Here is a 22,295-nt window from a genome sequence, read left to right on the forward strand (position 1 = left end):
TGCCCTGATGCAACGCACCGGGCCATCGAGGCTATCCCGTGGCTGGATCCGCGGAGAAGAGGGGTTGGCCAGCCGCTATTCCGTCTTCTCTTCGTAGAGGAGTACCGGCATCCCGGGAGCAAATGCCTGGACCGACAACACAAGGCGTCCGGGGTCGATGCGCCAAAGGTTTATGGCCCGGCTGGCCAGGAAGAGCTCGTGTTCGACGTGCGGTGCCAGACGGGCCGTCTGTTGTGGCCCAAGGTTCCGGTTGGGTCCGGGAAGGGGCGGCGCACCGGGTCGGCGCCTGACGCCCACATAGCTCATCGGGGAGAGCCCGGCCGTTTCGTGCTGCCACAACACCACAGCTTCGATGTCCTGCCACGGCACGAAGGCGGTCTGGCTCTTGTAACGGGCAGGCGCTCCGCCCAGGGTGACGCCCGTTTCATCGACGCGGAAGGCGACGAGCCGTTTCCAACCGGCGCCGCCGAGAAGCTGGAATGGCGACCGGGTGAAGTACTCCTCGTACACCGGATGATTGACATCACTCATAAGACTCACACTACTCACGCGAAAGGCGCGCCGCCGGTGCCCCCTGCCGCAGGCGGGGCCTGACGCCGGGGCGGGCCGTGCTCGCGTCGGTGCGCGACCGCGACTACGCGGGCACCGCCGTCGCGAGGAAGGACTCCACCGCGCGGCGCCAGCCCTCCGGTTGGTCGTAGTGGAGGAGGTGGCCGGCGTCGGGGACCTCCGCGTACTCCCCGCGGGGAGGACCCGGACCATCTCCTGGGCCTCGGCGCGGCCCAGTTCGCCGTCCAGGCCGCGGATGACCAGGGTGGGGCAGGTGACCTGGGCCAGCTCTTCCCAGTGGGCGTCGTGGACCCAGGTCTCACGGGACGTCAGCATCTGGCGGCGGGAGAAGGCCGGGCGCCAGCCGTCGGAGCGCTCGGTCATGACCTCGGCGTAGAACTCGCCGCGGGAGGGGTTGGGGCGCTCCAGGCAGGGATCGTCCTCGCCGAACCATTTGCGGACGTCGGCGAGCGTGGCGAAGGGCAGCGGCCAGGAGGCGAACCACTCCGCCCACTCGCGCTGGGAGGCGGCGCCCAGGGCGGAGGCGCGCATGTCGCTGATCACCAGGGCCCGGACGAGGCCGGGGCGGCGGGCGGCGAGCTGCCAGGCGGTGAGGGCGCCCATCGAGTGGCCGATGAGGATGGCCGGGGCGAGCCCGAGCTGGACGACGGCGGACTCGGCGTCGGCCACGTACGCCTCGCGGGTGTACGGCCCTTCGGGTGGTTTCTCGCTGCGGCCGTGGCCGCGCTGGTCCAGGGCGACCGCGCGGTGCCGGGCGGCGAGCCAGCGGGCCGTCCCGGCCCAGTGGGCCGCGCGGCCCATCAGCCCATGGAGCAGCAGCACTCCGGGGTCCGGCCGCCCCGTGTCATCACCCGCCCCGGTCTTGGGCGGGTCGGTGAACTCCCAGGCAGCAAGCCGCACACCGCCGGCTCCGGTGACGTCGATACGCCGCGCCATGTGTCCTGGCACCCCCATTCCGGTCTCATCGAGCCCTGTACACCTCAGGCTATCGAACGACTATTCGAACACGGGGTTTTGTCGCCCAACACCCCTCGTTCGAGTGACGGCTCTTCAGGAATGTTCGCCTCCGCATAGGGGAGACAGCTAACGGGAGGCGGACGGCTCGGGGAAGGGAGTCCGCCGGAGGCGACCTTGAGAGCTCGGGGCTTCGGGTCGCCACCGCCTCCGGCGGCAGGGCGCGCAGCGCGGGTCCGGTCGCCGGAGGTGCCAAAGGGGAGAACCGGGGGGACATGGGGAGGCGAGGCCCCGGCGACACAGCGCGCCGGGGCCTTGTTGTTGTCCGGGGGGTGTTTTCCGCGGGGGTGTGCCCCGGGGTGGTGTTGCCCCGGGGCGGTGTCGTCCGGCGTCAGTGCCGTGTCATGCGTCAGCGCCGTGCCATGCGTCAGCGCGTGTCATGCGTCCCCGCGTGTCATGCGTCAGCGCTTCGCCACGAACACGTGCGACGCGATCTCCGTCTCCAGCTCCGCGGCCTCGCCGCCGCTGCCCACCAGCACGCCGCCCGCCGACTCCGTCACGCTGACGACCGAGCCCGGCTGCACACCGGCCCGGCGCAGCGTGTACATCAGCTGCGCGTCCGTCTGGATCGGCTCGCCGATCCGGCGCACGACCACGGTCTTGCCCTCGGCGCCCGGGTCCAGCTCGGTGAGGCTCACCATGCTCTCGTCCAGGAACGGGTCCGCCTCGGCCTTCTCACCCAGCTCCTCCAGGCCGGGGATCGGGTTCCCGTACGGCGACTCGGTCGGGTGGCGCAGCAGCTCCAGCACGCGGCGCTCCACCGCCTCGCTCATCACGTGCTCCCAGCGGCAGGCCTCGGCGTGCACCTGCTCCCACTCCAGCCCGATGACGTCGACCAGCAGGCACTCGGCGAGGCGGTGCTTGCGCATCACGCGGGTGGCCAGCCGCCGGCCCTCGTCCGTCAGCTCCAGGTGCCGGTCACCGGCCACCTGGACCAGCCCGTCTCGCTCCATGCGCGCCACTGTCTGGCTGACCGTCGGGCCGCTCTGGTCGAGCCGCTCGGCGATACGGGCGCGCATGGGGACCACACCTTCCTCTTCGAGTTCGAGGATGGTGCGGAGATACATCTCCGTGGTGTCGATCAGTCCGGACATGCGTGCCCCTCAGATGTGTCGTGCGGTGGCCCTGTCCTCAATTCTGACGCATCCCACTGACAAGAGGGCTCCGTCGGGCCCCATCGGCCCACGTCGGCCCTGCGCACGCCCACGCGCGTCGGCCCGCACGGTGAACTCCGTATTGACAGAGCGCTGGTCCAGACCGCAACGTGATCCGCGCCACCAGCGTACGTACCCCACGGAAAGGCCCCGGCCGGGATGAGCGAGAGCACGTTGAGCGGGCGGTACTTCGACGCCGCGATCGGCCTGCTGCGGCGGGTACGGGACGAGGAAGCCGACGCCATCGCTACCGCGGGCGCCCTGGTCGCGGACACCGTCGCCGCAGGTGGGCGGCTTTTCGTCTTCGGCGCCGGCCACTCCTCACTGCCCGCGCAGGACGTCGTCTACCGGGCGGGCGGCCTCGCCCTGGTGAACCTGCTGCCCGTACCCGGCGTGACCGGCGTCGACGTCGTTCCCGCCACCCTCGGCAGCGCGCTGGAGCGGGTCGACGGGCTCGCCGCCGCCGTCCTGGACACGTCCCCCGCGCGCGCGGGCGATCTGCTGATCGTGATCTCACTCTCCGGACGCAACGCCCTGCCCGTGGAAATGGCGCAGAACGCGCGGGCACTCGGCCTGAAAGTGATCGGCGTGACCTCGGTCGTCTACGCCTCCGGCACCGCGTCCCGGCACGCCTCGGGCACGTTCCTCAAGGACCACTGCGATCTGGTCCTCGACAGCAAGATCCCCATCGGGGACGCGGAACTGACCGCCGAGGGGGTGGGTGCCCCCTTCGGGCCGGCGTCCACGGTCGTCACCAGCGCCCTGATGCAGGCCGTCATGGCCACGGCCGCGGGCGAGCTCGCCGACCGCGGCATCGAACCGCCGCTGCTGCGGTCGGGGAACGTGGACGGCGGGCACGAGTGGAACGGGCGCGTCATGAGCGAGTACGCGGATCGGATCTTCTTCCGGCACTAGCTGAGAGACCGGCGGTCAGCCCGGGTGTCGGGCCGCGTCCAGTTGCCGGGCCAGGTCCAGCGCCGCCGCCACCCGCACCGACACGTCCTCCGCGTACACCGCGTCCGCCCGGTCGAACGGGCGGCGGCTCGGGCCGCGCAGGAAGGTCGCCACGCCCAGCGTGCGGCCCCGGCTGCGCAGCACCGCACACAGCCCGTGCACCGTCCCCTCCGGCCACTTCCGGGCCTGCGCCCACTGCGCGGCGGCCGCGCCGTCCAGCCGCGCCGAGGTGGCGCGCACCGAACCGCAGCGCTCGGCCGCCTGGAGCGCCGGATGGCCGTCCATGTACGGCACGGGAATGCCGCCCCAGAACACCGGCCGGCAGGGGCACGGCCCCAGGTCCGACGCCCCGGTCGGCGTCGCCGCGGCCCGTACGAGGCGGATCGCCGCGGGCGGCGGCAGGTGTCCGGCGTACGGCGCCGGTGCGGGCACGGGCGTGGATGCGGGCGGGGGTGCGGGCGTGGCCGGGGGTGCGGGCGTGGCCGGGGGTGCGGGCGGGGGTGTCGGTGAGGGTCCGGCTGCGGATGAGGGTCCGGGTCCAGGTCCGGGTCCGGCTTCCGGGTACTGCGGGAGCGGTCCGGGCGGCCCTTCCGGTGCGTACGAGTGGCCCTCCGCCGATTCCGGTCCCTCCGAGGTGCACGGGGCTTCCGGTGGCCTCGAAGGCCACGGTCCGTGCGGGCGGGCGTGGGGCGTACCCGAGTGGTGGGGCGTACCCGAGTGTGGGTGTGGGTGCGTATGGAGCCGGGTCGGCTCCAGAACCAGGTCGATCAGCGCGTGGTCCGCGAAGCCCGCGAGTGCGAATTCCAGCTGCACGGTGGCCGCCTCCACCGGGTCCTCGCACTCCGCCGCCGCCCGGGCCGCCCGGTGCAGCTGGCTGCTGCGGAACCGCATCCGCGAGCTCTCCTGTTCCGCCAGCTTGGCCTCGGTAACGTCCAGGAACATCCAGGCCACGCCGAGCGGGGCCGGCTCCTCCGCGAGCGGGGAGGCCAGCCGCAGGAAGCCGCTGCGCCAGCATCGGCGCTCGCCGCCGCCGTCATCGCCTCCGGTCGTCCCGTGTCCGGACGTCCCGTGTCCGGTCGCCCCGTCTCCGGACGTCCCGACGGCAGGGGGCCGCCCCGGGCGCCGCACGGGCTCCGGTCCGGCCGCGGGCCCGCCGGTCCCCCTCTCGCCGCCGCCCCGCAGCGTCACCCACAGCTCCGCGGGGGCCGGCGGCGTGCCCTCGGCCAGCACATGTTCCAGCGCGCTCTCCAGCTCCTCGACGCCCTGGCTGAGCACGTCCCCCAGCGGACGGCCCAGGAGTGTCGCGCGGCCGGCGCGCAGCGCGTGCGCCGCCTGTGCGTTGACCACCGCCGGGCGCAGGTCGGCGTCGACCACGATCACGCCCCACGCCGCGTCGTCCAGCAGCGCCTCGCTCAGCGCGATGGCCCGCTCCAGGTCGATCTGGCTGTGCACCTCGCTGAAGGCGCAGTAGACCCCGGCGGGCGGGCCGTCCGCGGGCCGCACGGCGCTGCACTGCGTACGGACCAGGACCCGGCCGCCTTCCTTGGCCAGCAGCGGGAACTCGTGCACCTGGCGGCCGGGCCCCGCCATGACGGCCGTCAGCCGCGCCTCCACCTCGCGGGCGTCCGCGTCGCGCACCGCCCAGCCCCGCAGCCCGCGCCTGCCGACGGCCTCCGCCGCCGACCAGCCGAGGATGCGCTCGGCCTCGCGGTTCCAGTGGGTGACCGTGCCGTCCGCGTCGAACGCGCAGAGCGCCGCGTCCATGCCGTCCAGCAGCGCCGCGAGCAGGTGGGAGTCACCGGGTTCGGCCTCGCTGTCACCGTCGGGCACGGCGGACGCCGGGCGGGCGGGTTCGGAGCGGTGCGAAGCGGTCACCAGAGACCCCCTGCTGTACGCGGCTGCCTGAGCTGCACATGCGGGTGCTGCCGCACATGCCGCGCGCTATTGAACTCGAACGTGACACGGGCCACATCACGTTCGGCGAAATCGTTGCCGGGGCGAAGAGACGGCGAAGAGATCCAGCCATCGGAAAAAGGGGTTGTGGCGGTGCGGGGCCGTTCTTAAGGTGGCCGTACACGAGAAGGGAGGTGGTTCGGCACATGTATGGAAACCGGACGCGTGAGGTGGCTGCGGGCTAGCGGCCCTCAGCACCGTGTGCGGTGCCGGCGGACGCCGGCCCAATCCCAAGCAGTCACCCGACCCGCGGGCTCGCCGGTACGTCCGGCCGGTTCCCTCCCCGGAGGGATACAAGCCCGCGGGTCGTCTGCGTCTTCCGATGGATGCGGTGGGTCCGCGCGGTCCGCGTCGCCGCCTTCCGGCCCGCGACGCCCCGTACGGCGTACGTCCGGACGCCCGGACGCCCGGACGCCCCGTACGGCGTACGCCCCCTACGGGCAGAGGCGTTCCACGCGCCAGGACGCCGTGCCCTCCCCCGGGCCGCCCGCCTCGCGTACGTAGCGCAGGCGGTCGTGGAGGCGGTTCTCCCGGCCCTGCCAGAACTCCACCTCTTCGGGCACCACCCGGAACCCGCCCCACTCCGGCGGCACCGGCACCTGCTCCTGCGGGTAGCGCGCCGCCAGCTCCGCGTACCGCCGGTCCAGCTCCTCGCGGGAGCCGATCACCGTGGACTGCGCGCTGGCCCACGCGCCCAGCTGCGAGCCGTGCGGCCGGGTGCGGAAGTACGCCGCCGTCTCGTCCCGCCCCGTGCGCTCCGCGACCCCGTTCACGATCACCTGGCGGGCCAGCGGGTGCCACGGGAAGAGCAGCGAGACCTGCGGGTTCGCGGCCAGGTCGCGGCCCTTGCGGGAGCCGTAGTTCGTAAAGAAGACGAAGCCGTGCTCGTCGTAGGACTTCAGCAGCACCGTGCGCGTGCTGGGCCGCCCCTGCGGGTCCGCCGTGGAGACGACCATCGCGTTGGGCTCGGGCAGCCCGCTCTCCACGGCCTGGATGAACCAGCGGGCGAACTGCTCGTACGGGCTCTCCGCGAGGTCCGTCTCGGCCAGCCCCTCCGAGCGGTACGCCTTGCGCATCGCGGCAGGGTCGATCGTCAGTCCGGCGAACGGGTCGTGCGAGTCGATCGGTTCGTCTTGAGGCACGCGCTTATCTTGCAGCATCGCCCGCGCGGGTCGGGGATGATCTCACCGGCTACCGCCGGTTTCCCCTGCGCCTGCCCGGTTTCACCTGCGCCTGCCCGGCTTCATCGGCTTCTGCTTGTGCCCCGCAACCACCTCGGATAACCCTCCCGCCGCAAATGGCCCCGTGTGCCGCTTGTCACGCTTCCCGTCACGTCCCCGACCCCGCAGAATCTTTGCTGGCCCGCTGTGGCCTGAAGGACACCGGCCGCTATCGTGTCCGCCCCGAATGCCTCGGCCCACCGGACCGCGAGTCGCCCGAGGCGACCGCGTAGCCGCTGTCGACCGTCGACCCCACCATGTCGACCACATCATGAGGAGCCGCCTGATGTCCGACTTCGTGCCTGGACTCGAAGGAGTGATCGCGTTCGAGACGGAGATCGCCGAACCCGACAAGGAGGGCGGCGCGCTCCGCTACCGCGGCGTCGACATCGAGGACCTCGTGGGCCATGTGTCCTTCGGGAACGTGTGGGGCCTGCTGGTCGACGGCGCGTTCAACCCCGGCCTGCCGCCCGCCGAGCCGTTCCCCATCCCGGTGCACTCCGGCGACATCCGGGTCGACGTGCAGTCGGCGCTGGCCATGCTCGCGCCCGTATGGGGCCTGAAACCGCTGCTGGACATCGACGTGGAGCAGGCCCGCGACGACCTGGCGCGGGCCGCCGTCATGGCGCTGTCCTACGTCGCCCAGTCGGCGCGCGGCCAGGGGCTGCCGATGGTGCCGCAGAAGGAGATCGACAAGGCGGAGACCGTCGTGGAGCGCTTCATGCGGCGCTGGCGCGGCGAGCCCGACCCCAAGCACGTGGCCGCCGTCGACGCCTACTGGACCTCGGCCGCCGAGCACGGCATGAACGCCTCCACGTTCACCGCCCGCGTGATCGCCTCGACCGGCGCGGACGTCGCCGCGGCGCTCTCGGGCGCGGTCGGCGCCATGTCCGGACCGCTGCACGGCGGCGCGCCGTCCCGCGTCCTCGGCATGATCGAGGAGATCGAGCGCACCGGGGACGCCGTCGCGTACGTCAAGCAGGCCCTGGACCGGGGCGAGCGGCTGATGGGCTTCGGCCACCGCGTCTACCGCGCCGAGGACCCGCGCGCGCGGGTGCTGCGCCGCACCGCCCGCGAGCTGGGCGCGCCGCGCTTCGAGATCGCCGAGGCGCTGGAGAACGCCGCGCTGGAGGAGCTGCACAACCGGCGGCCGGACCGGGTGTTGGCCACCAACGTCGAGTTCTGGGCCGCCATCGTGCTGGACTTCGCCGAGGTCCCGGCGCACATGTTCACGTCGATGTTCACGTGTGCCCGTACGGCCGGGTGGAGCGCGCACATCCTGGAGCAGAAGCGGACGGGGCGGCTGGTGCGGCCGTCGGCGCGGTATGTGGGGCCGGGTGTGCGTGCTCCGCGGGAGATCGAGGGGTACGAGGACATCGCCGGCTGAGGGCATCCCCGGGCCCTCAGGCGGACGGATCGGATCCGGCCAGCGCGGCGTCCACGATGCGCGCCCACTGGTCCACGATCCGGTCGCGGCGCGCCGCGTCGTCGGTGAGCAGGTTCGCCAGCCCCAGGCCGCGACCCATGTCCAGCAGCCCCTGCACGGTCTCGCGCACCCCCGGCACGCTCTCGTCCGCGCCCAGCAGCCGCACCGCCGTACGGTGCGTCTCCCGGCCGACCCTGGACTCCAGGTCGATGACGCGCCGACCGAGCTGCTCCTCGTTCGAGGCCGCCACCCACAGCTGGAGGGCGGCCCGGAACAGCGGGCCGGTGTAGAGGTCGACCAGCTCCTCCACGATCGTCCGGGTACGGGCGATCGATCCGGCCGGCGGCAGGTCGTGGGCGAGCGCCCGCAACGCCGCCGACCGCTGCTCGGCGACGTGCTCCACCGCCGCCGTGAAGAGGTCCTCGCGGGTGGGGAAGTGGTGCTGTGCCGCGCCGCGCGACACCCCGGCCCGCTCCGCGACCACGGTCACCGTGGATCCGGCCCAGCCGTGCTCGGCCAGGCACTCCACGGCGGCGGACAGCAGACGTCGGCGGGTGGCCCGGCTGCGGTCCTGCTTGGGGGCGCGCTCCTGGTGGGGGATGCGGCCCGGGGCGGGGTCCTGGCCGGGGGCACGGTCCTGGCCGGGGACGGCAGCGGCGTGTCCGGCCCCCGCGTGTCCGGCCCCGGCGTGTCCGATCCCGGCGTGTCCGGCCCCCGCGTGGTCGGTCCCGGCGTGGCCAGTCCCGGCCTGTCCGGTCCCGGCCTGTCCGGTCCCGGCGGCACGGTCGTCGGCCGGGGTCACAACACCCATGCGGGATCCCGTCGTTCGAGGAAGGCGGTCACGCCCTCGCGCGCGTCGGCCGACCCGAACAGCCGCAGCGACTCGTCGGCGAGCCGCGCCCCGTCGCGGGCGAAGGCATCCCGCACCCTAGCCGTGAGCAGTTCCTTCGTCGCCGCCAGGGCGCTCGGCGCCGACCGGCGCAGACCGTCGAGTACGGGCGCGAGCGCCTCGTCCACGTCGCCGTTCGCCTCCGCGACCCGCGTCACCAGCCCCATACGGGCGGCCTCCGCCGCGTCGAAGCGCTCGCCCGTGAGGCAGTAGCGGGCGGCGGCGCGCGGGTCGAGCCGTGGGAGCAGCGGCAGCGAGATGACGGCCGGGGCCACCCCGATGCGTACCTCCGTGAAGGCGAAGTCCGCGGTCCGCGACGCCACCGCGATGTCGCAGGCGCCGACCAGACCGAGCCCACCGGCCCGCACGCGCCCTTCGATCCGGGCGACCACCGGCTTCGGCAGGGTGACGATCCGCCGCAGCAGGTCGACGAAGGTCTGCGGCTCGGGTGGCTGCCTGAGGTCGGCGCCCGCGCTGAACGTGGTGCCGGTGTGGGTGAGGACGATCGCCCGTACGTCCCCGTCCTCGCCGCAGGCCAGCAGCTCCTCACCCAAGTGGCCGACCAGCGGCGCCGACAGGGCGTTGCGGTTGTGCGGGGAGTCGAGTGCGAGGGTGACGACCCCGCGCTCGTCCCGCCGCCTGACCATCCTCATGTGTCCTCCATCGGGTGACTCCGGCCGGGGTTCGTGGCGGCGGTCAGTACGACTTGGGCAGCCCCAACGTCTGGTGTGAGACGAAGTTCAGGATCATCTCGCGGCTCACCGGCGCGATCCGCGCCACCCGCGCCGCCGTGATCAGCGAGGCCAGGCCGAACTCGGTGGTCAGGCCGTTGCCGCCGAGGGTGTGCACCGCCTGGTCCACGGCCTTCACGGCGGCCTCCCCCGCGGCGTACTTCGCCATGTTCGCCGCCTCGCCCGCGCCCATGTCGTCGCCCGCGTCGTACAGCCGCGCCGCCTTCTCCGTCATCAACCGGGCCAGTTCCAGCTCGATGTGCGCCTGCGCGAGGGGGTGGGCGACGGCCTGGTGGGCGCCGATCGGCTCCTTCCACACGGTGCGGGTACGGGCGTACTCGACGGCCTGGCCGAGCGCGTACCGGCCCATGCCGATCGCGAACGCGGCCGTCATGATCCGCTCCGGGTTGAGCCCCGCGAAGAGCTGGAGCAGCCCCGCGTCCTCGTCGCCGACCAGCGCGTCGGCGGGCAGCCGTACGTCGTCCAGCACCAGCTCGAACTGCTTCTCCGGGGCCTCCACCTCCATGGGGATGCGGCGGTGGGAGAAGCCGGGGGCGTCGCGGGGGACGGCGAACAGGCAGGGCTTGAGCCTGCCGGTGCGGGCGTCCTCCGTGCGGCCGACGATGAGCGTCGCGTCGGCGACGTCCACCCCGGAGATGAAGACCTTGCGGCCGGTGAGCAGCCAGTCCTCGCCGTCGCGGCGGGCGGTGGTGGTGATGCGGTGCGCGTTGGAACCGGCGTCCGGCTCGGTGATGCCGAAGGCCATACGGAGGCTGCCGTCCGCGAGGCCGGGGAGCCACCGCCGCTTCTGCGCCTCCGTGCCGAAGCGGGAGATGACGGTGCCGCAGATGGCGGGCGAGACGACGAGGAGGAGCAGCGGGCAGCCGGCGGCGCCCAGTTCCTCCAGGACGATGGAGAGCTCGGCGATGCCGCCGCCTCCGCCGCCGTACGCCTCGGGCAGGTTGACGCCGAGATAGCCGAGCTTGCCCGCCTCGGCCCACAGCTCGTCGGGGTGCTTGCCGTCGCGGACGACGGCGGTGAAGTACGCGCGGCCGTAGCGCTTACCGAGCGCGGCGACGGCCTCGCGCAGCGCCTTGTGCTCCGGGTTCTCGATGGTGGTGCTGGTCATCCGGGGACTCCCTCCCTCTCGGTTGCAGGTTGTGCGACTACGGGTTGTGCGACTACGGGTTCGACGACCGCCAGGAGCGTGCCGACCTCGACCTGGCGGCCGGGTACGACGTGGAGCGCGGTGAGGATGCCGGCGGCCGGCGCGGTGATCTTGTGCTCCATCTTCATGGCCTCCAGCCACAGCAGCGGCCGGCCCTGCTCGACCGGGTCGCCTTCGGCGAGGCCGTCGGCCACCCGTACGACCGTGCCGGGCATGGGCGCCAGCAGGGAGCCTGGGGCGGCGGCCGACCCGGGGTCGGGGAAGCGCGGCAGCGCGGTGAGGATGTGGGCGCCGGTGGGGGTGTCGACGTGGACGCGGTCGCCGTAGGCGGTGACCGCGTAGGCGCGGACGACGCCCGCCGCCTCCAGCGTCACGCGGTCGCGGGTCGCCTCGATCACGCGGACATCGGGGAGATCGGAGAGATCGGGGAGACCAGGGTGGCCGACTGCGGCCAGGCCGTGCCGCGTGCGGTGGTAGCGGATCTCGTGGACGGTGCCGTCGGGTTCGCTCCGGTACGTCTTGGACTGCGGCTGGGAGGGGACGTTGCGCCAGCCACCGAGGCGGCGGGCGAGACGGGCGCCGGGGCCGGGCGTGGCGTCCGCCAGGGCGGCGGCGAGGGCCGCGAGCCGGGAGTCCGGGGCCGTGGCGCTGACCAGGTCAGGCAGGTGCCGGTCGTAGAAACCGGTGTCGTGGCGGGCCTGGACGAACTCCGGGTGGCGCAGCGACCGTACGAGCAGGTCCCGGTTGGTGACCGGGCCGTGGATCCGGGCCTGCTCCAGCGCGCGGGCGAGGCGGCGCACGGCTTCGGCGCGGGTCGGCGCCCAAGCGATGACCTTGGCCAGCATCGGGTCGTAGTACGGACCGACCTCGTCGCCGTCGCCGTATCCCGCGTCGATCCGGAGCCCGGGGCGGCCCGTGGCCGGGTCGGCACCACCCCGGCCCGTGGTCGCGTCAGCACCACCCCGGCCCGTGGCCTGGTCGGCGCCCCCCACCTCCAGCCGGTGCAGCACGCCCGTCTGCGGGCGCCAGTCCGCCGCCGGGTCCTCCGCATACAGCCGGGCCTCCACCGCGTGGCCGCCGGGCTCCGGCGGGGCGTCCGGCAGCTTCTCGCCCTCGGCGATGCGCAGTTGCCAGGCGACCAGGTCCAGGCCGTGGACCGCCTCGGTCACCGGGTGCTCGACCTGGAGCCGGGTGTTCATCTCCAGGAAGTGGGCCCGCTCCCGGCCTCCTGGGACTGGCTGGCCCCCGGGCACTGGCTGGCCCCCGGGGCACGGGGCGGAGCCCCCGCGCGCGGCGGAAGCCGCGTCCGGTCCGTGGCCGAGGTGTGGGGGCGCGGCGGCCCCCGCCACCAGGAACTCCACCGTGCCCGCGCCCTCGTACCCCACCGCCCGTGCCGCCGCCACCGCGTCGCGGCACAGCGTCTGCCGCAGTTCGTCGCTCAGCCCCGGCGCCGGGGCCTCCTCGATGACCTTCTGGTGGCGGCGCTGGAGCGAGCAGTCGCGCGTGCCGAGCGCCCAGACCGTGCCGTACGCGTCCGCGAGGACCTGCACCTCCACATGGCGGCCGCCCTCGATGTACGGCTCGACGAACACCTCGCCGTCCCCGAACGCGCTCGCCGCCTCCGCCCGCGCCGCCGCCAACGCCCCGTCGAGCTCGCCCAGTTCGCGTACGACGCGCATCCCGCGACCGCCGCCGCCCGCCGCCGCCTTCACCAGGACCGGCAGGTCGTCCTCGGTGACGGCGGCGGCGGTGAGGGGCGCGATCCCCATCAGCTCCTTGGCGCGGGTCTTGGACGCCATCGCCTCGATCGCGCCCGGCGGCGGGCCGACCCACAGCAGCCCGGCGTCCCGCACGGCCCGCGCGAACTCCGCGTTCTCGGAGAGGAAGCCGTACCCGGGGTGGACGGCGTCGGCCCCGGCGGCGAGGGCGGCGCGGACGATCAGATCGCCGCGCAGATACGTGTCGGCGGGCGCGCTGCCCGGCAGGCGTACGGCCGCGTCGGCCTCGCGGACGTGCGGCGCGCCCGCGTCCGGGTCGGCGTACACCGCGACCGTCGCGATGCCGAGTTCCCGGCACGTACGGAAGACGCGGCGGGCGATCTCGCCGCGGTTGGCGACAAGCAGGGAGTTGATCATTTTCGCCTCACATCCGGGATCGCCGGGGACACTTCGCCTCACATCCGGAAGACGCCGAAGCCGCCGCGCGCGCCCTCGACCGGGGCCGTATGGATGGCGGACAGGCACAGGCCGAGGACGGTCCGGGTGTCGCGGGGGTCGATGACCCCGTCGTCGTAGAGCCGCCCGGACAGGAACAGCGGCAGCGACTCGGCTTCGATCTGCTGCTCGACCATGGCGCGCAGCGCGGCGTCCGCGTCCTCGTCGTACGGCTGCCCCTTGGCGGCGGCGGAGGCGCGGGCGACGATGGACAGCACCCCGGCGAGCTGCTGCGGGCCCATGACGGCCGACTTGGCGCTGGGCCAGGCGAACAGGAAGCGGGGGTCGTAGGCGCGGCCGCACATGCCGTAGTGACCGGCTCCGTACGAGGCGCCCATCAGCACGCTCAGATGCGGGACCCGCGAGTTCGACACCGCGTTGATCATCATCGCGCCGTGCTTGATGATGCCGCCCTGCTCGTAGTCGCGGCCGACCATGTAGCCGGTGGTGTTGTGCAGGAAGAGCAGCGGGATGTCGCGCTGGTTGGCGAGCTGGATGAACTGGGCGGCCTTCTGGGACTCGGCGCTGAACAGCACGCCCTGGGCGTTGGCGAGGACGCCGACCGGGTAGCCGTGGAGCTCCGCCCAGCCGGTCGTCAGGCTCGGGCCGTACAGCGGCTTGAACTCGTCGAAGTCGGACCCGTCGACGATCCGGGCGATGACCTCGCGCGGATCGAAGGGGACCTTGAGGTCGGCGGGGACGATGCCCAGGAGCTCGTCCTCGTCGTACTTCGGCGGCTGGGCGGGGGCCGGTTCGGAGTGGGCCTTGCGCCAGTTGAGCCGGGCGACGACCCGGCGGGCCTGGCGCAGCGCGTCGGGCTCGTCCACGGCGAAGTGGTCGGCGAGGCCCGAGACGCGGGCGTGCATCCCGGCGCCGCCGAGGGACTCGTCGTCGCTCTCCTCGCCGGTGGCCATCTTCACCAGGGGCGGCCCGCCGAGGAAGACCTTGGACCGCTCCTTGACCATGATCACGTGGTCGGACATGCCGGGGATGTACGCGCCTCCGGCGGTGGAGTTGCCGAAGACGACGGCGACGGTGGGGATGCCCGCGGCGGAGAGCCGGGTGAGGTCCCGGAACAGCGCCCCGCCGGGGATGAAGATCTCCTTCTGGCTGGGGAGGTCGGCGCCGCCGGACTCGACGAGGCTGACGACGGGGAGGCGGTTGGCGCGGGCGATCTCGTTGGCCCGCAGGGCCTTCTTGAGCGTCCAGGGGTTGCTCGCGCCGCCGCGTACGGTCGGGTCGTTGGCGGTGACCAGGCATTCGACGCCTTCGACGACGCCGATGCCGGTGACGAGGGAGGCGCCCACCGGGTGGTCGCTGCCCCATGCGGCCAGCGGGGACAGCTCCAGGAACGGGGTGTCGGGGTCCAGGAGGAGCTCGATCCGCTCGCGGGCGAGCAGCTTGCCGCGCTCGCGGTGGCGCGCCACGTACTTCTCGCCGCCTCCGCCGAGCGCCTTGGCGTGCTCGGCCTCGATGCCGGCGAGCGCGGCGAGCATGGCGGCGCGGTCGCGGGCGTAGTCCGGGCTCGCGGGGTCGAGCGCGGAGCTGAGGACGGTCATGGCGTCTCCTCATGCGTATGGCTCACAACAGGACCTCCGGTATGTCCAGGTGGCGGGAGCGCAGCCACTCCCCCACCGCCTTGGCCTGCGGGTCGAAGCGGGCCTGTGCGGCGACGCCTTCGCCGAGCAGCCCGTCGACGGTGAAATTGAGCGCGCGCAGATTCGGCAGGACGTGCCGTACGACGGGGAACGGGGCGGTCTCCGGGAGCAGTTCACGGAACCGGTCGACGGTGAGGGCGTGGGCCAGCCAGCGCCAGGCGTCGTCGGTACGGGCCCATACGCCGACGTTGGCCGAACCGCCCTTGTCCCCGCTGCGGGCCCCGGCGACCAGGCCGAGGGGGGCGCGGCGGACCGGCCCGGCGGGCAAGGGCTCGGGCAGCGGCGGGGCGTCGGCCTCGACGAGGGCACGGGTGGCGGGCGGCGGGGGAACCGCGATCCGCTGTCCGTCCGGCAGTACGGCGGTGTGCGGCACGCTCGCCGCGTCGACGTACACCGCGTCGAACACGCCGTACGGGGTGCCGTCGCCGGGCGGGGCGGTCAGGTGGAAGCCCGGGTAGCCCGCGAGGGCCAGCTCGACGGCGGCGGCGCCGACGGCCCGGCCCACCACCGCGGGATCGCGGTCGCGGACGACCAGCCGCAGCAGCGCGCTCGCCTCCGCCTGGACGTCCGCGTCGGCGCGGTCCGTACGGGCCAGGGTCCAGCGCGCCTCGGCCGGGCGGCGCGGGGTGAGCGCGCGCTCCATCTGCTCGCGTACGAGGGCGGCCTTGGCGTCGATGTCGAGGCCGGTGAGGACGAAGACGACCTCGTTGCGCCAGCCGCCGAGCCGGGTGAGGCCGACTTTCGTACGCGGCGGCGGGGCCTCGCCGCGTACGCCGTCGACCCGTACCCGGTCCGCGCCGTCCTGGGTCAGCGTCGCGGTGTCGAGCCGGGCGGTGACGTCGGGGCCGGGATAGCGCGCGCCCGCCGTCTCGTACAGGAGCTGGGCGGTGACGGTGCCGACCGTGACCGCGCCGCCGGTGCCGGGGTGCTTGGTGATGACGGCGTGGCCGTCGGCGTGGAGTTCGGCGAGCGGGAAGCCGGGGCGGGTCACGTCGTGCTCGCGGAAGAAGGCGTAGTTCCCGCCGGTGGCCTGGGTGCCGCATTCGAGGACGTGCCCGGCGACGACGGCTCCGGCGAGGGCGTCCCAGGCGTCGGGCGCCCAGCCGAAGTGGGCGGCGGCGGGGCCGGTGACGAGCGCGGCGTCGGTGACCCGGCCGGTGACGACGATGTCGGCCCCGGCCCGCAGACACCGGGCGATACCGGCACCGCCGAGGTAGGCGTTGACGGTGAGCGGGTCCGCGCCGCGGGAGGCCGCCGTGCCGGTGAGCGGGTCCGGGCCGTGGGGAGACGCCCTGCCGGTGAGCGGGTCCGCGCCGCCCCAGCCCTCGGCCTGGGCGCGGGCGCGCAGGTCGTCGCCCTCGACGTGGGCGACCCGCACGGCGATGCCGAGCCGGTCGGCCAGCTCCCGCACGGCGTCGGCGAGCCCGGCCGGATTGAGGCCACCGGCGTTGGTGACGATCCGTACGCCGCGCTCGGCGGCGAGCCCCAGGGTCTGTTCGAGCTGGCGCAGAAAGGTCTTCGCGTAGCCGCGGGCCGGGTCCTTCGCGCGGTCCCTGCCGAGGATGAGCAGGGTCAGTTCGGCGAGGTAGTCGCCGGTGAGCACGTCGAGGGGCCCGCCGGTGAGCATCTCCCGTACGGCGTCGAAGCGGTCGCCGTAGAAGCCGGAGGCGTTGCCGATCCGGAGCGGCGGGGGCGGAGGCGGCGGGGCCGCGGAAGCGGGCGAGGACGCGGAGGCGGGGGCGGGGGCGGAGGCGGACGCGGTCATATGGCACCCCGTTCCTCACCGGCAGCCCGACCCGTACCGGTCCGCCGGGCCCGCCCCGCCCCCGGCGGTCCCGCGAAGGCCTGGGCGATGTCCAACCAGCGGTCGGCGTCCGCCCCCTCGGCCCGTACGGCGACGTTGTCGCGGTGCGCGCGCTGCGTCACCAGCAGGCAGAAGTCGAGAGCAGGGCCGGTGACCAGCTGCGCCGCGTCCTCAGGCCCGTACGCCCACACCGTGCCGTCGGGCGCGGTCAGTTCGACGCGGAACTCCTCGGCCGGCGGCTCCAGGCCGCGCACCGCGTACGCGTAGTCCCGCGCCCGAACCCCGATCCGGGCCACGTGCCGCAGCCGCGCCGTCGGCTCGCGCCGCACGCCGAGCGCGTCGGCGACGTCCTGGCCGTGCGCCCAGGTCTCCATCAGCCGGGCGGTGGCCATGGACAGGACACTCATCGGCGGCCCGTACCAGGGCAGCCGGGTACGGGGCGGCTGGGCGCCGAGCACCCGCAGCAGCCGGGCGCGGCCCGCGCGCCACCGGCGCAGGAGTTCGGCGGGCGGCAGCACCGCCCCGGCCGCCGCGCCCTCGTCCACGAACGTCCCCGGCGCGGCGGCGGCGCGCTCGGCCTCCCGCGCGAACCCGGCCGGGTCGGTGGCGGCTTGGACCGCGCGTTCGTCGGTCCAGGTCAGGTGGGCGATCTGATGGGCGATCGTCCAGCCGGGGGCGGGCGTCGCCAGGGCCCAGGCGCCGTCATCGAGCGCGGCGACCAAGGCGTCCAGCTCCTCCGCTTCGGCGGCCAGATCGCCGAGTACGACTGCCGGTTCGGGCACGGTGCGCTCCCCTCGTCGGGGGCAGAGCCTGGCAGTCGACCTGAAAACAATCAAGCATGATTGCATGATTTTCAGTCAGCAAAAGTCAACCTGACGCCACGCCAGATCCATCGTCATGCCGGAATAATCCCTTATAAGGTGATTCCCATCTGTCGCTCTTTTCCCATGGAAAGGGACCTGCACCATGCGCTTCCGCAATGTCGTGACCGTCTCCGCCACGGCGCTCGCGCTCGGCCTGTCGCTGTCGGGCTCGGCCACCGCCGCCGACGGCGAGTTCATCTACAGCTACACGGCCGAGGACGGCACCGAGCGCCACGCGCTGCTGGTGGACCCGCCCTCAGGCGAGTGCATCAACCTGCCGGAGGTCCAAGGCGCGGATATGGATCCGGCCGACACCCCGCTCAACCGGACCACCACCTCCGTGAAGGTCTACGCCGACCAGGGCTGCCAGGGCACGGCCTACCTCATCCGGCCCAACGGCACGGGCGGCACCCACCGGCTGAAGGTGCGGTCCGTGCAGTTCGTCTAACTGCTCGCCAGCCGTTCGCCGGAACGGCGTGGGCCCCCGGCGTCACGCCGGGGGCCCACACCTATCGGTTCAGCGGATCAGATCAACGGCGGCCGAGCAGCCGCTTGATCTTCTTGCCCTGCTCGGACTCGCTCAGCGTCTTCCACAGCTTGTCGGAGCTGACCGAGGTGTAGACGCCGGGGGCGCCCTGCGCGGCGCAGCCCTCACCGTAGGAGACGATGCCGATCTGGTACGGGGTGGCGCGGCCCGGCACCGTACGGAACAGCGGGCCGCCGCTGTCGCCCTGGCAGGAGTCCTTGCCCTCGACGCCCGCGCAGATGTTCACCTTGGCGTCGTACTCGTTGTAGCTGATCTTGCACTCGTCGTGCGAGACGAGCGGCACCTTCACCTCGCGCAGCCGGTCCGGGAAGTTCGGCATGTCGGTGTCGGTGTTGCCCCAGCCGGTGACCGTGGCCTTGGCTCCGGGCCGGATGAGCGCGTCGGTGCCCTGCGTGGGCAGCTTGATCGGGGCGATGCCCTTGACCGGCTTGTCCAGCATGAGGAACGCCATGTCGTAGGCGGGGTCCTTGGCGTAGCGCGGGTGGACGGTGATGTCGAAGACGTTGCGCACCTGGCCCTGCTTGGAGTCGGAGAGCACGGTGCGGCCGACCGCGACCTGCATGCCCTCCGGCGTCTCGCCGTCCACGCAGTGGGCGGCGGTCATGATCACGTTCGGGTTGATCAGGCTGCCACCGCAGAACTGCCGGTCCAGGGCGCTGCCCTTGCCCTTGCTGAGCAGGGCGGCCATGAACGGGTACTTGTCCTTCGGCGTCTCGGTGCCGCCGATGATGGGCTTGATGATGCGCTGGCCGTCGGGCTTGGCCGGGGTGGAACCGGCGGCGAAGGCGGTGGAGGCGGCGGTGCCCACCAGCGCCAGCGCGGCCCCGACTGCCGCCGTACCGACGGATATGCGCTGGGCGCGGCGGCTGTGCAGAGAAAGTCGCATGGGGGTTGTCTTCCTCGTGGCTGTAGGAGATCCGGGCAGCACGGAATAGCGGCGCGAGGCCGGACGGGGCTGCGGACGGAAACGACGCACGGCACATTAGAAGTGCCTTCGGTCACGCGTCAATGAATCCGGCATGCGTAACTTCTCTGCACGTCCCGGCACTTCCCGGGCATCGCCTGGGCCAATTTCTCAGACGCGAGAACGCGGTTGCGGGTTCATCGACTCCCGGACTTTCTTCGCGCCGAAATAGCGAGCAGGTCCGACCACGTGTGAGATTGACCCAAGGTTTTGGCACCCAAATGACCTACTCAGCGGGTCACTCCAGACCGTAGGCTCGTGATCATGAACGAGGAGACAACCACCGAATCCACGACCACGGCGCCTCTCCAGGCGCTGCTGACCCGCTGCGCGGACGCCGAGACCTGCGCCGACCCGAGCAGTGTGATGACCCTGCTGGGCGAATCGGACGGCGCCGGCGGCGGCTTCACGAGCTACCGGTCCACCTTCGCCGAGGGAGCGGTGGGGGCGCCGGCCCACTTCCACACCAAGGCGACAGAGCTGTTCTTCGTGATCAGCGGATCCCTGCGGGTGCTGGTGGGCGAGGAGGTCACCATCCTGAACGCGGGCGACTTCCTGGCGGTGCCGCCCCACGTCCCGCACGCGTTCGCCGCGGCGCCGGGCGCGGAGGCGGACGTGCTGTTCGTGTTCACCCCGGGCATGGGCCGGTTCGACTACCTGCGTCTGCTCAGCAGGGTGATGCGCGGCGAGGCCGACCCCAAGGAGATCGCCGAGTCCGCGGAACGCTTCGACAACCACTACGTCGACAGCCCCGTCTGGCGTGCCGCCTTGGAGGGCTCCGCGTGATCGACTCCACCACACACGTCCGCGTGGCCCGCCCCTCGCGAGACCTCGCCGCCGCGGAGCGCTTCTACGTCGACGGCCTCGGGCTCGACGTGCAGTGGCGGACCACCGAGCGGATCTCGGGCAAGCACGATCTGCTGATGGTCGGCCCTGCCGGCGGGTCGTGGCACTTCGAGCTGACCCACGACCCCGAGCACCCGCTGGACCCGACCCCGACCGTGGAGGACCTGTTCGTGGTCTACCTGGGCACCCCCGTGGACGAGTCCCTGGTCAACCGCCTGGTCGCCGCCGGCGGAACCCGGGTCCCCGCGCACAACCCGTACTGGGACGAGCACGGGGTGACGATCGCCGACCCGGACGGCTACCGCCTCGTGTTGTGCTCGCGCACGTGGGGCTGAGGACGGTCCGGCGGATCAACAATCGCGCTCTCGAAAATGAGTTGTCCGGGCAGCTGCGATCCCCTCAGGATCTGCCCATGACCACGACCATCGCCTTTCCGCCGCTGACATCCACCGTCCGATCGGTGCGAGTCCAGCAGCAGTTGGGCCGTCCGCGGAGGCCGACGCTCGCGCACTCGTGATCGCCGCCCTGGTCGCGGGCCTCCTCGCCGGCTACGGCATCGCCGTGCCCGTGGGAGCGGTGGGCACGTACCTGGTAGCTCTGACAGCCCGGACCTCTCTGAAGATCGGCGCTTGTGCCGCGCTGGGTGTCGCAACCGCCGACGGCCTCTACGCGTTGATCGCCACACTCGGAGGCTCCGCGCTCATCCCCGCAATCGAACCGATCATGGTTCCCCTGCGATGGGTCTCGGCCTTGGTGCTCATCGCGGTGGCGGCCCGCAGCGGTGTCACGGCGATCAGCCAGTACCGCACTCGGCAGGCGACAACCCGAACCGATGAGGTCCCCCTCACCCCTGCACGGGCCTATATGGGGCTGCTGGGGATCACGATGATGAACCCCATGACCGTGATCTACTTCGCGGCGCTCGTGCTCGGCAGTCAGACCACAGCGGCTCCAGGCCACCTCGAACAGGCCGTGTTCGTCTTCGCGGCCTTCGCGGCGTCCGCCAGCTGGCAGTTGCTTCTCGCCGGCGGCGGAGCGCTGCTCGGCCGAACCTTGACCAGTAGCCGAGGGCGGCTCGTCACCGCCATGGCCTCCAGCGCCCTGATCGCCGTATTCGCCGCTCACCTGCTCATCTCAGCGCCGTGACCAGGAGAACTCCCCGCGCCTGACGGCGGAGACGAACGACGACCAGCCGTCGGCGGAGAAGACGAGCGCCGGGCCGTCGGGGTCCTTGCTGTCGCGGACGGGGACGAGGCCGTGGGCCTGGGTGAGGGCGCGGGAGAACTCCACGCACTCGCCGCCGTCACCGCCGCTGTGCGACGACTTGACCCAGGTGAAGGTGCGGGAGAACTCCACGCACTCGCCGCCTTCTGGACCGCTGTAGGACGACTTGACCCACTTAGCGGCCGTGAGGTCTATCCCATAACTCATGAGGTGTACTCCTCGCGCAAGGTCTTGATGTAGGCGACCGAAGCGTCAGGTGACATCGCGTGCGCCCGCAACCGATCGTAGGTCTCGCGTGCGGAGCTGACCGTCTTCGCGGACTCACTCAGGCGCCCTCCCTGGGGGCCCTCTGTGAACAGCACCGCCGGGGAATCCTCGAACACCAGCAAGGTAAGCGCCGTGCCCGTCGCAGGCGCCCCCGCCGCGAACGGCAGGACCTGAAGCGTGACGTGCGGGGACTCCGCCTGACTGACGAGGTATTCGAGCTGCCCAGCCATGACCTCTGGCCCTCCGACGACAGTACGCAGGCTCGCCTCATGAAGTACCGCCCATAGCAAGGGGGGCGCCTCCTGCTGCATGACCTCGCGTCGCCTCATACGGGCCGCCACCTTGCCCTCGATCACGGCCGCCTCTTCGCGCGGGTGCCCGGCACGGAAGACAGCATGGGCGTACTCCGCAGTTTGCAACATGCCCATGATGAACGTCGTTGAGAAGCCGAGGATCTGGGAAGCCTTGCGCTCCAAGTTGACGTACGGAACGAACCAGCTCGGGTGATCGCCCTCACGGACCCTGCGTCGAAGATCGGCGAACAGCTCACCGGTCCCGAACGCGAGGTCGCACCCCTGGGCGAACTTCTCGCTGGCCAGAAGCTTCCCGTTCTCCACCATGCTCACGTAGCCGTACGTGTAGCCCGTTGCCTTGGCGAGGTGCTCCTGCGTGAGCTTGCGCGCCAGGCGCACCTGCCGGACGTCGCGTCCGAAGCGTTGCAGCGGATTTAAGTATTCCGGCGAGGTCTCCTCGTCCACGGCCATGACCTCCCGTCATGCGAGCGCGGCGGCGCAGCAGCAGGTAGCGACATCAAGCACCACCGCCTTAAG

The 22,295-nt window shown here is 72.6% G+C and carries 20 protein-coding genes and 1 pseudogene; 6 read left to right on the plus strand and 15 right to left on the minus strand.

All coding sequences use genetic code 11. The features are described 5' to 3' along the window. Window positions 1–75 precede the first annotated feature (75 nt). The 3 genes and pseudogenes from Q3Y56_RS14625 to Q3Y56_RS14635 form a co-directional block, all read right to left on the minus strand. Window positions 76–531: a hypothetical protein gene (locus Q3Y56_RS14625; RefSeq protein WP_304462368.1), complete on the minus strand. Its 456-nt coding sequence runs from the start codon at window positions 529–531 to the stop codon at window positions 76–78. A gap of 103 nt (window positions 532–634) precedes the next feature. After that, a pseudogene (locus Q3Y56_RS14630) lies at window positions 635–1,506 on the minus strand (alpha/beta fold hydrolase). A 479-nt stretch (window positions 1,507–1,985) separates the two neighbouring features. Next, window positions 1,986–2,678 carry a metal-dependent transcriptional regulator gene (locus tag Q3Y56_RS14635; protein WP_304462369.1) on the minus strand — a complete coding sequence of 231 codons (693 nt, stop codon included), beginning with the start codon at window positions 2,676–2,678 and terminating at the stop codon, window positions 1,986–1,988. Between the two features lie 219 nt (window positions 2,679–2,897). On the opposite strand from Q3Y56_RS14635, the gene Q3Y56_RS14640 reads away from it, so the two are divergent. Further along, complete coding sequence (locus tag Q3Y56_RS14640; RefSeq protein WP_304462370.1) at window positions 2,898–3,653, plus strand: SIS domain-containing protein; 756 nt, start codon at window positions 2,898–2,900, stop codon at window positions 3,651–3,653. Window positions 3,654–3,668: 15 nt separating this feature from the next. Here Q3Y56_RS14640 and Q3Y56_RS14645 read toward each other — a convergent pair whose 3' ends face one another. Then, a complete protein-coding gene (locus tag Q3Y56_RS14645) occupies window positions 3,669–5,456 on the minus strand; it encodes a PAS domain-containing protein (RefSeq protein WP_369696857.1) in 1,788 nt (595 codons plus the stop codon). 623 nt (window positions 5,457–6,079) lie between these two features. Then, complete coding sequence (gene pdxH, locus Q3Y56_RS14650; RefSeq protein ID WP_304465611.1) at window positions 6,080–6,721, minus strand: pyridoxamine 5'-phosphate oxidase; 642 nt, start codon at window positions 6,719–6,721, stop codon at window positions 6,080–6,082. A 430-nt stretch (window positions 6,722–7,151) separates the two neighbouring features. Between pdxH and Q3Y56_RS14655 the strand changes: the two genes are divergently transcribed. Next, complete coding sequence (locus tag Q3Y56_RS14655) at window positions 7,152–8,252, plus strand: citrate synthase 2 (protein WP_304462372.1); 1,101 nt, start codon at window positions 7,152–7,154, stop codon at window positions 8,250–8,252. 16 nt (window positions 8,253–8,268) lie between these two features. Here the strand turns inward: Q3Y56_RS14655 and Q3Y56_RS14660 are convergent, their stop codons facing one another. From Q3Y56_RS14660 to Q3Y56_RS14690, 7 genes are all read right to left on the minus strand, one after another. Further along, window positions 8,269–8,892 carry a TetR/AcrR family transcriptional regulator gene (locus Q3Y56_RS14660; RefSeq protein WP_304465612.1) on the minus strand — a complete coding sequence of 208 codons (624 nt, stop codon included), beginning with the start codon at window positions 8,890–8,892 and terminating at the stop codon, window positions 8,269–8,271. 197 nt (window positions 8,893–9,089) lie between these two features. Next, window positions 9,090–9,833, minus strand: a complete 744-nt coding sequence (locus tag Q3Y56_RS14665; protein WP_304462373.1) for an enoyl-CoA hydratase family protein — start codon at window positions 9,831–9,833, stop codon at window positions 9,090–9,092. Window positions 9,834–9,876: 43 nt separating this feature from the next. Next, window positions 9,877–11,040 (minus strand): acyl-CoA dehydrogenase family protein, encoded by a 1,164-nt coding sequence (locus Q3Y56_RS14670; RefSeq protein WP_304462374.1) that lies wholly within the window; start codon window positions 11,038–11,040, stop codon window positions 9,877–9,879. Beyond that, window positions 11,037–13,214 carry a biotin carboxylase N-terminal domain-containing protein gene (locus Q3Y56_RS14675; protein ID WP_304462375.1) on the minus strand — a complete coding sequence of 726 codons (2,178 nt, stop codon included), beginning with the start codon at window positions 13,212–13,214 and terminating at the stop codon, window positions 11,037–11,039. The genes Q3Y56_RS14670 and Q3Y56_RS14675 overlap by 4 nt, the downstream gene beginning before the upstream one ends. Window positions 13,215–13,252: 38 nt before the next feature. Continuing rightward, window positions 13,253–14,851, minus strand: a complete 1,599-nt coding sequence (locus tag Q3Y56_RS14680; RefSeq protein ID WP_304462376.1) for an acyl-CoA carboxylase subunit beta — start codon at window positions 14,849–14,851, stop codon at window positions 13,253–13,255. Window positions 14,852–14,873: 22 nt separating this feature from the next. Further along, window positions 14,874–16,715: an acyclic terpene utilization AtuA family protein gene (locus tag Q3Y56_RS14685; RefSeq protein ID WP_304462377.1), complete on the minus strand. Its 1,842-nt coding sequence runs from the start codon at window positions 16,713–16,715 to the stop codon at window positions 14,874–14,876. Further along, complete coding sequence (locus Q3Y56_RS14690) at window positions 16,712–17,536, minus strand: TIGR03084 family metal-binding protein (RefSeq protein WP_304462378.1); 825 nt, start codon at window positions 17,534–17,536, stop codon at window positions 16,712–16,714. The genes Q3Y56_RS14685 and Q3Y56_RS14690 overlap by 4 nt, the downstream gene beginning before the upstream one ends. 184 nt (window positions 17,537–17,720) lie before the next feature. On the opposite strand from Q3Y56_RS14690, the gene Q3Y56_RS14695 reads away from it, so the two are divergent. Then, window positions 17,721–18,065 carry a hypothetical protein gene (locus tag Q3Y56_RS14695; RefSeq protein ID WP_304462379.1) on the plus strand — a complete coding sequence of 115 codons (345 nt, stop codon included), beginning with the start codon at window positions 17,721–17,723 and terminating at the stop codon, window positions 18,063–18,065. 82 nt (window positions 18,066–18,147) lie between these two features. Here the strand turns inward: Q3Y56_RS14695 and Q3Y56_RS14700 are convergent, their stop codons facing one another. After that, complete coding sequence (locus tag Q3Y56_RS14700; protein ID WP_304462380.1) at window positions 18,148–19,050, minus strand: trypsin-like serine protease; 903 nt, start codon at window positions 19,048–19,050, stop codon at window positions 18,148–18,150. 342 nt (window positions 19,051–19,392) lie between these two features. Here Q3Y56_RS14700 and Q3Y56_RS14705 point away from each other — a divergent pair, with 342 nt between their 5' ends. The 3 genes from Q3Y56_RS14705 to Q3Y56_RS14715 all read left to right on the plus strand — a co-directional run bounded on the left by Q3Y56_RS14705 (window position 19,393) and on the right by Q3Y56_RS14715 (window position 21,120). Further along, entirely contained in the window at window positions 19,393–19,914 is a 522-nt protein-coding gene (locus tag Q3Y56_RS14705; protein WP_304462381.1) for a cupin domain-containing protein, read from the plus strand. Beyond that, the gene (locus Q3Y56_RS14710; RefSeq protein WP_304462382.1) at window positions 19,911–20,309 is read left to right on the plus strand and encodes a VOC family protein; all 399 of its coding nucleotides are present in this window, start codon (window positions 19,911–19,913) and stop codon (window positions 20,307–20,309) included. Before Q3Y56_RS14705 ends, Q3Y56_RS14710 begins: the two co-directional genes overlap by 4 nt. Before the next feature lie 178 nt (window positions 20,310–20,487). Next, entirely contained in the window at window positions 20,488–21,120 is a 633-nt protein-coding gene (locus tag Q3Y56_RS14715; protein ID WP_304462383.1) for a LysE family transporter, read from the plus strand. Here Q3Y56_RS14715 and Q3Y56_RS14720 read toward each other — a convergent pair. After that, on the minus strand, window positions 21,109–21,405 hold the full coding sequence (locus tag Q3Y56_RS14720; RefSeq protein ID WP_304462384.1) for a DUF397 domain-containing protein: 297 nt from the start codon (window positions 21,403–21,405) through the stop codon (window positions 21,109–21,111). The two genes, Q3Y56_RS14715 and Q3Y56_RS14720, sit on opposite strands and share 12 nt — an antisense overlap. Further along, window positions 21,402–22,229: a helix-turn-helix transcriptional regulator gene (locus Q3Y56_RS14725; protein ID WP_304462385.1), complete on the minus strand. Its 828-nt coding sequence runs from the start codon at window positions 22,227–22,229 to the stop codon at window positions 21,402–21,404. The genes Q3Y56_RS14720 and Q3Y56_RS14725 overlap by 4 nt, the downstream gene beginning before the upstream one ends. Window positions 22,230–22,295 lie beyond the last annotated feature (66 nt).

The organism is Streptomyces sp. XD-27, assembly GCF_030553055.1.
Classification (GTDB): Bacteria; Actinomycetota; Actinomycetes; order Streptomycetales; family Streptomycetaceae; genus Streptomyces.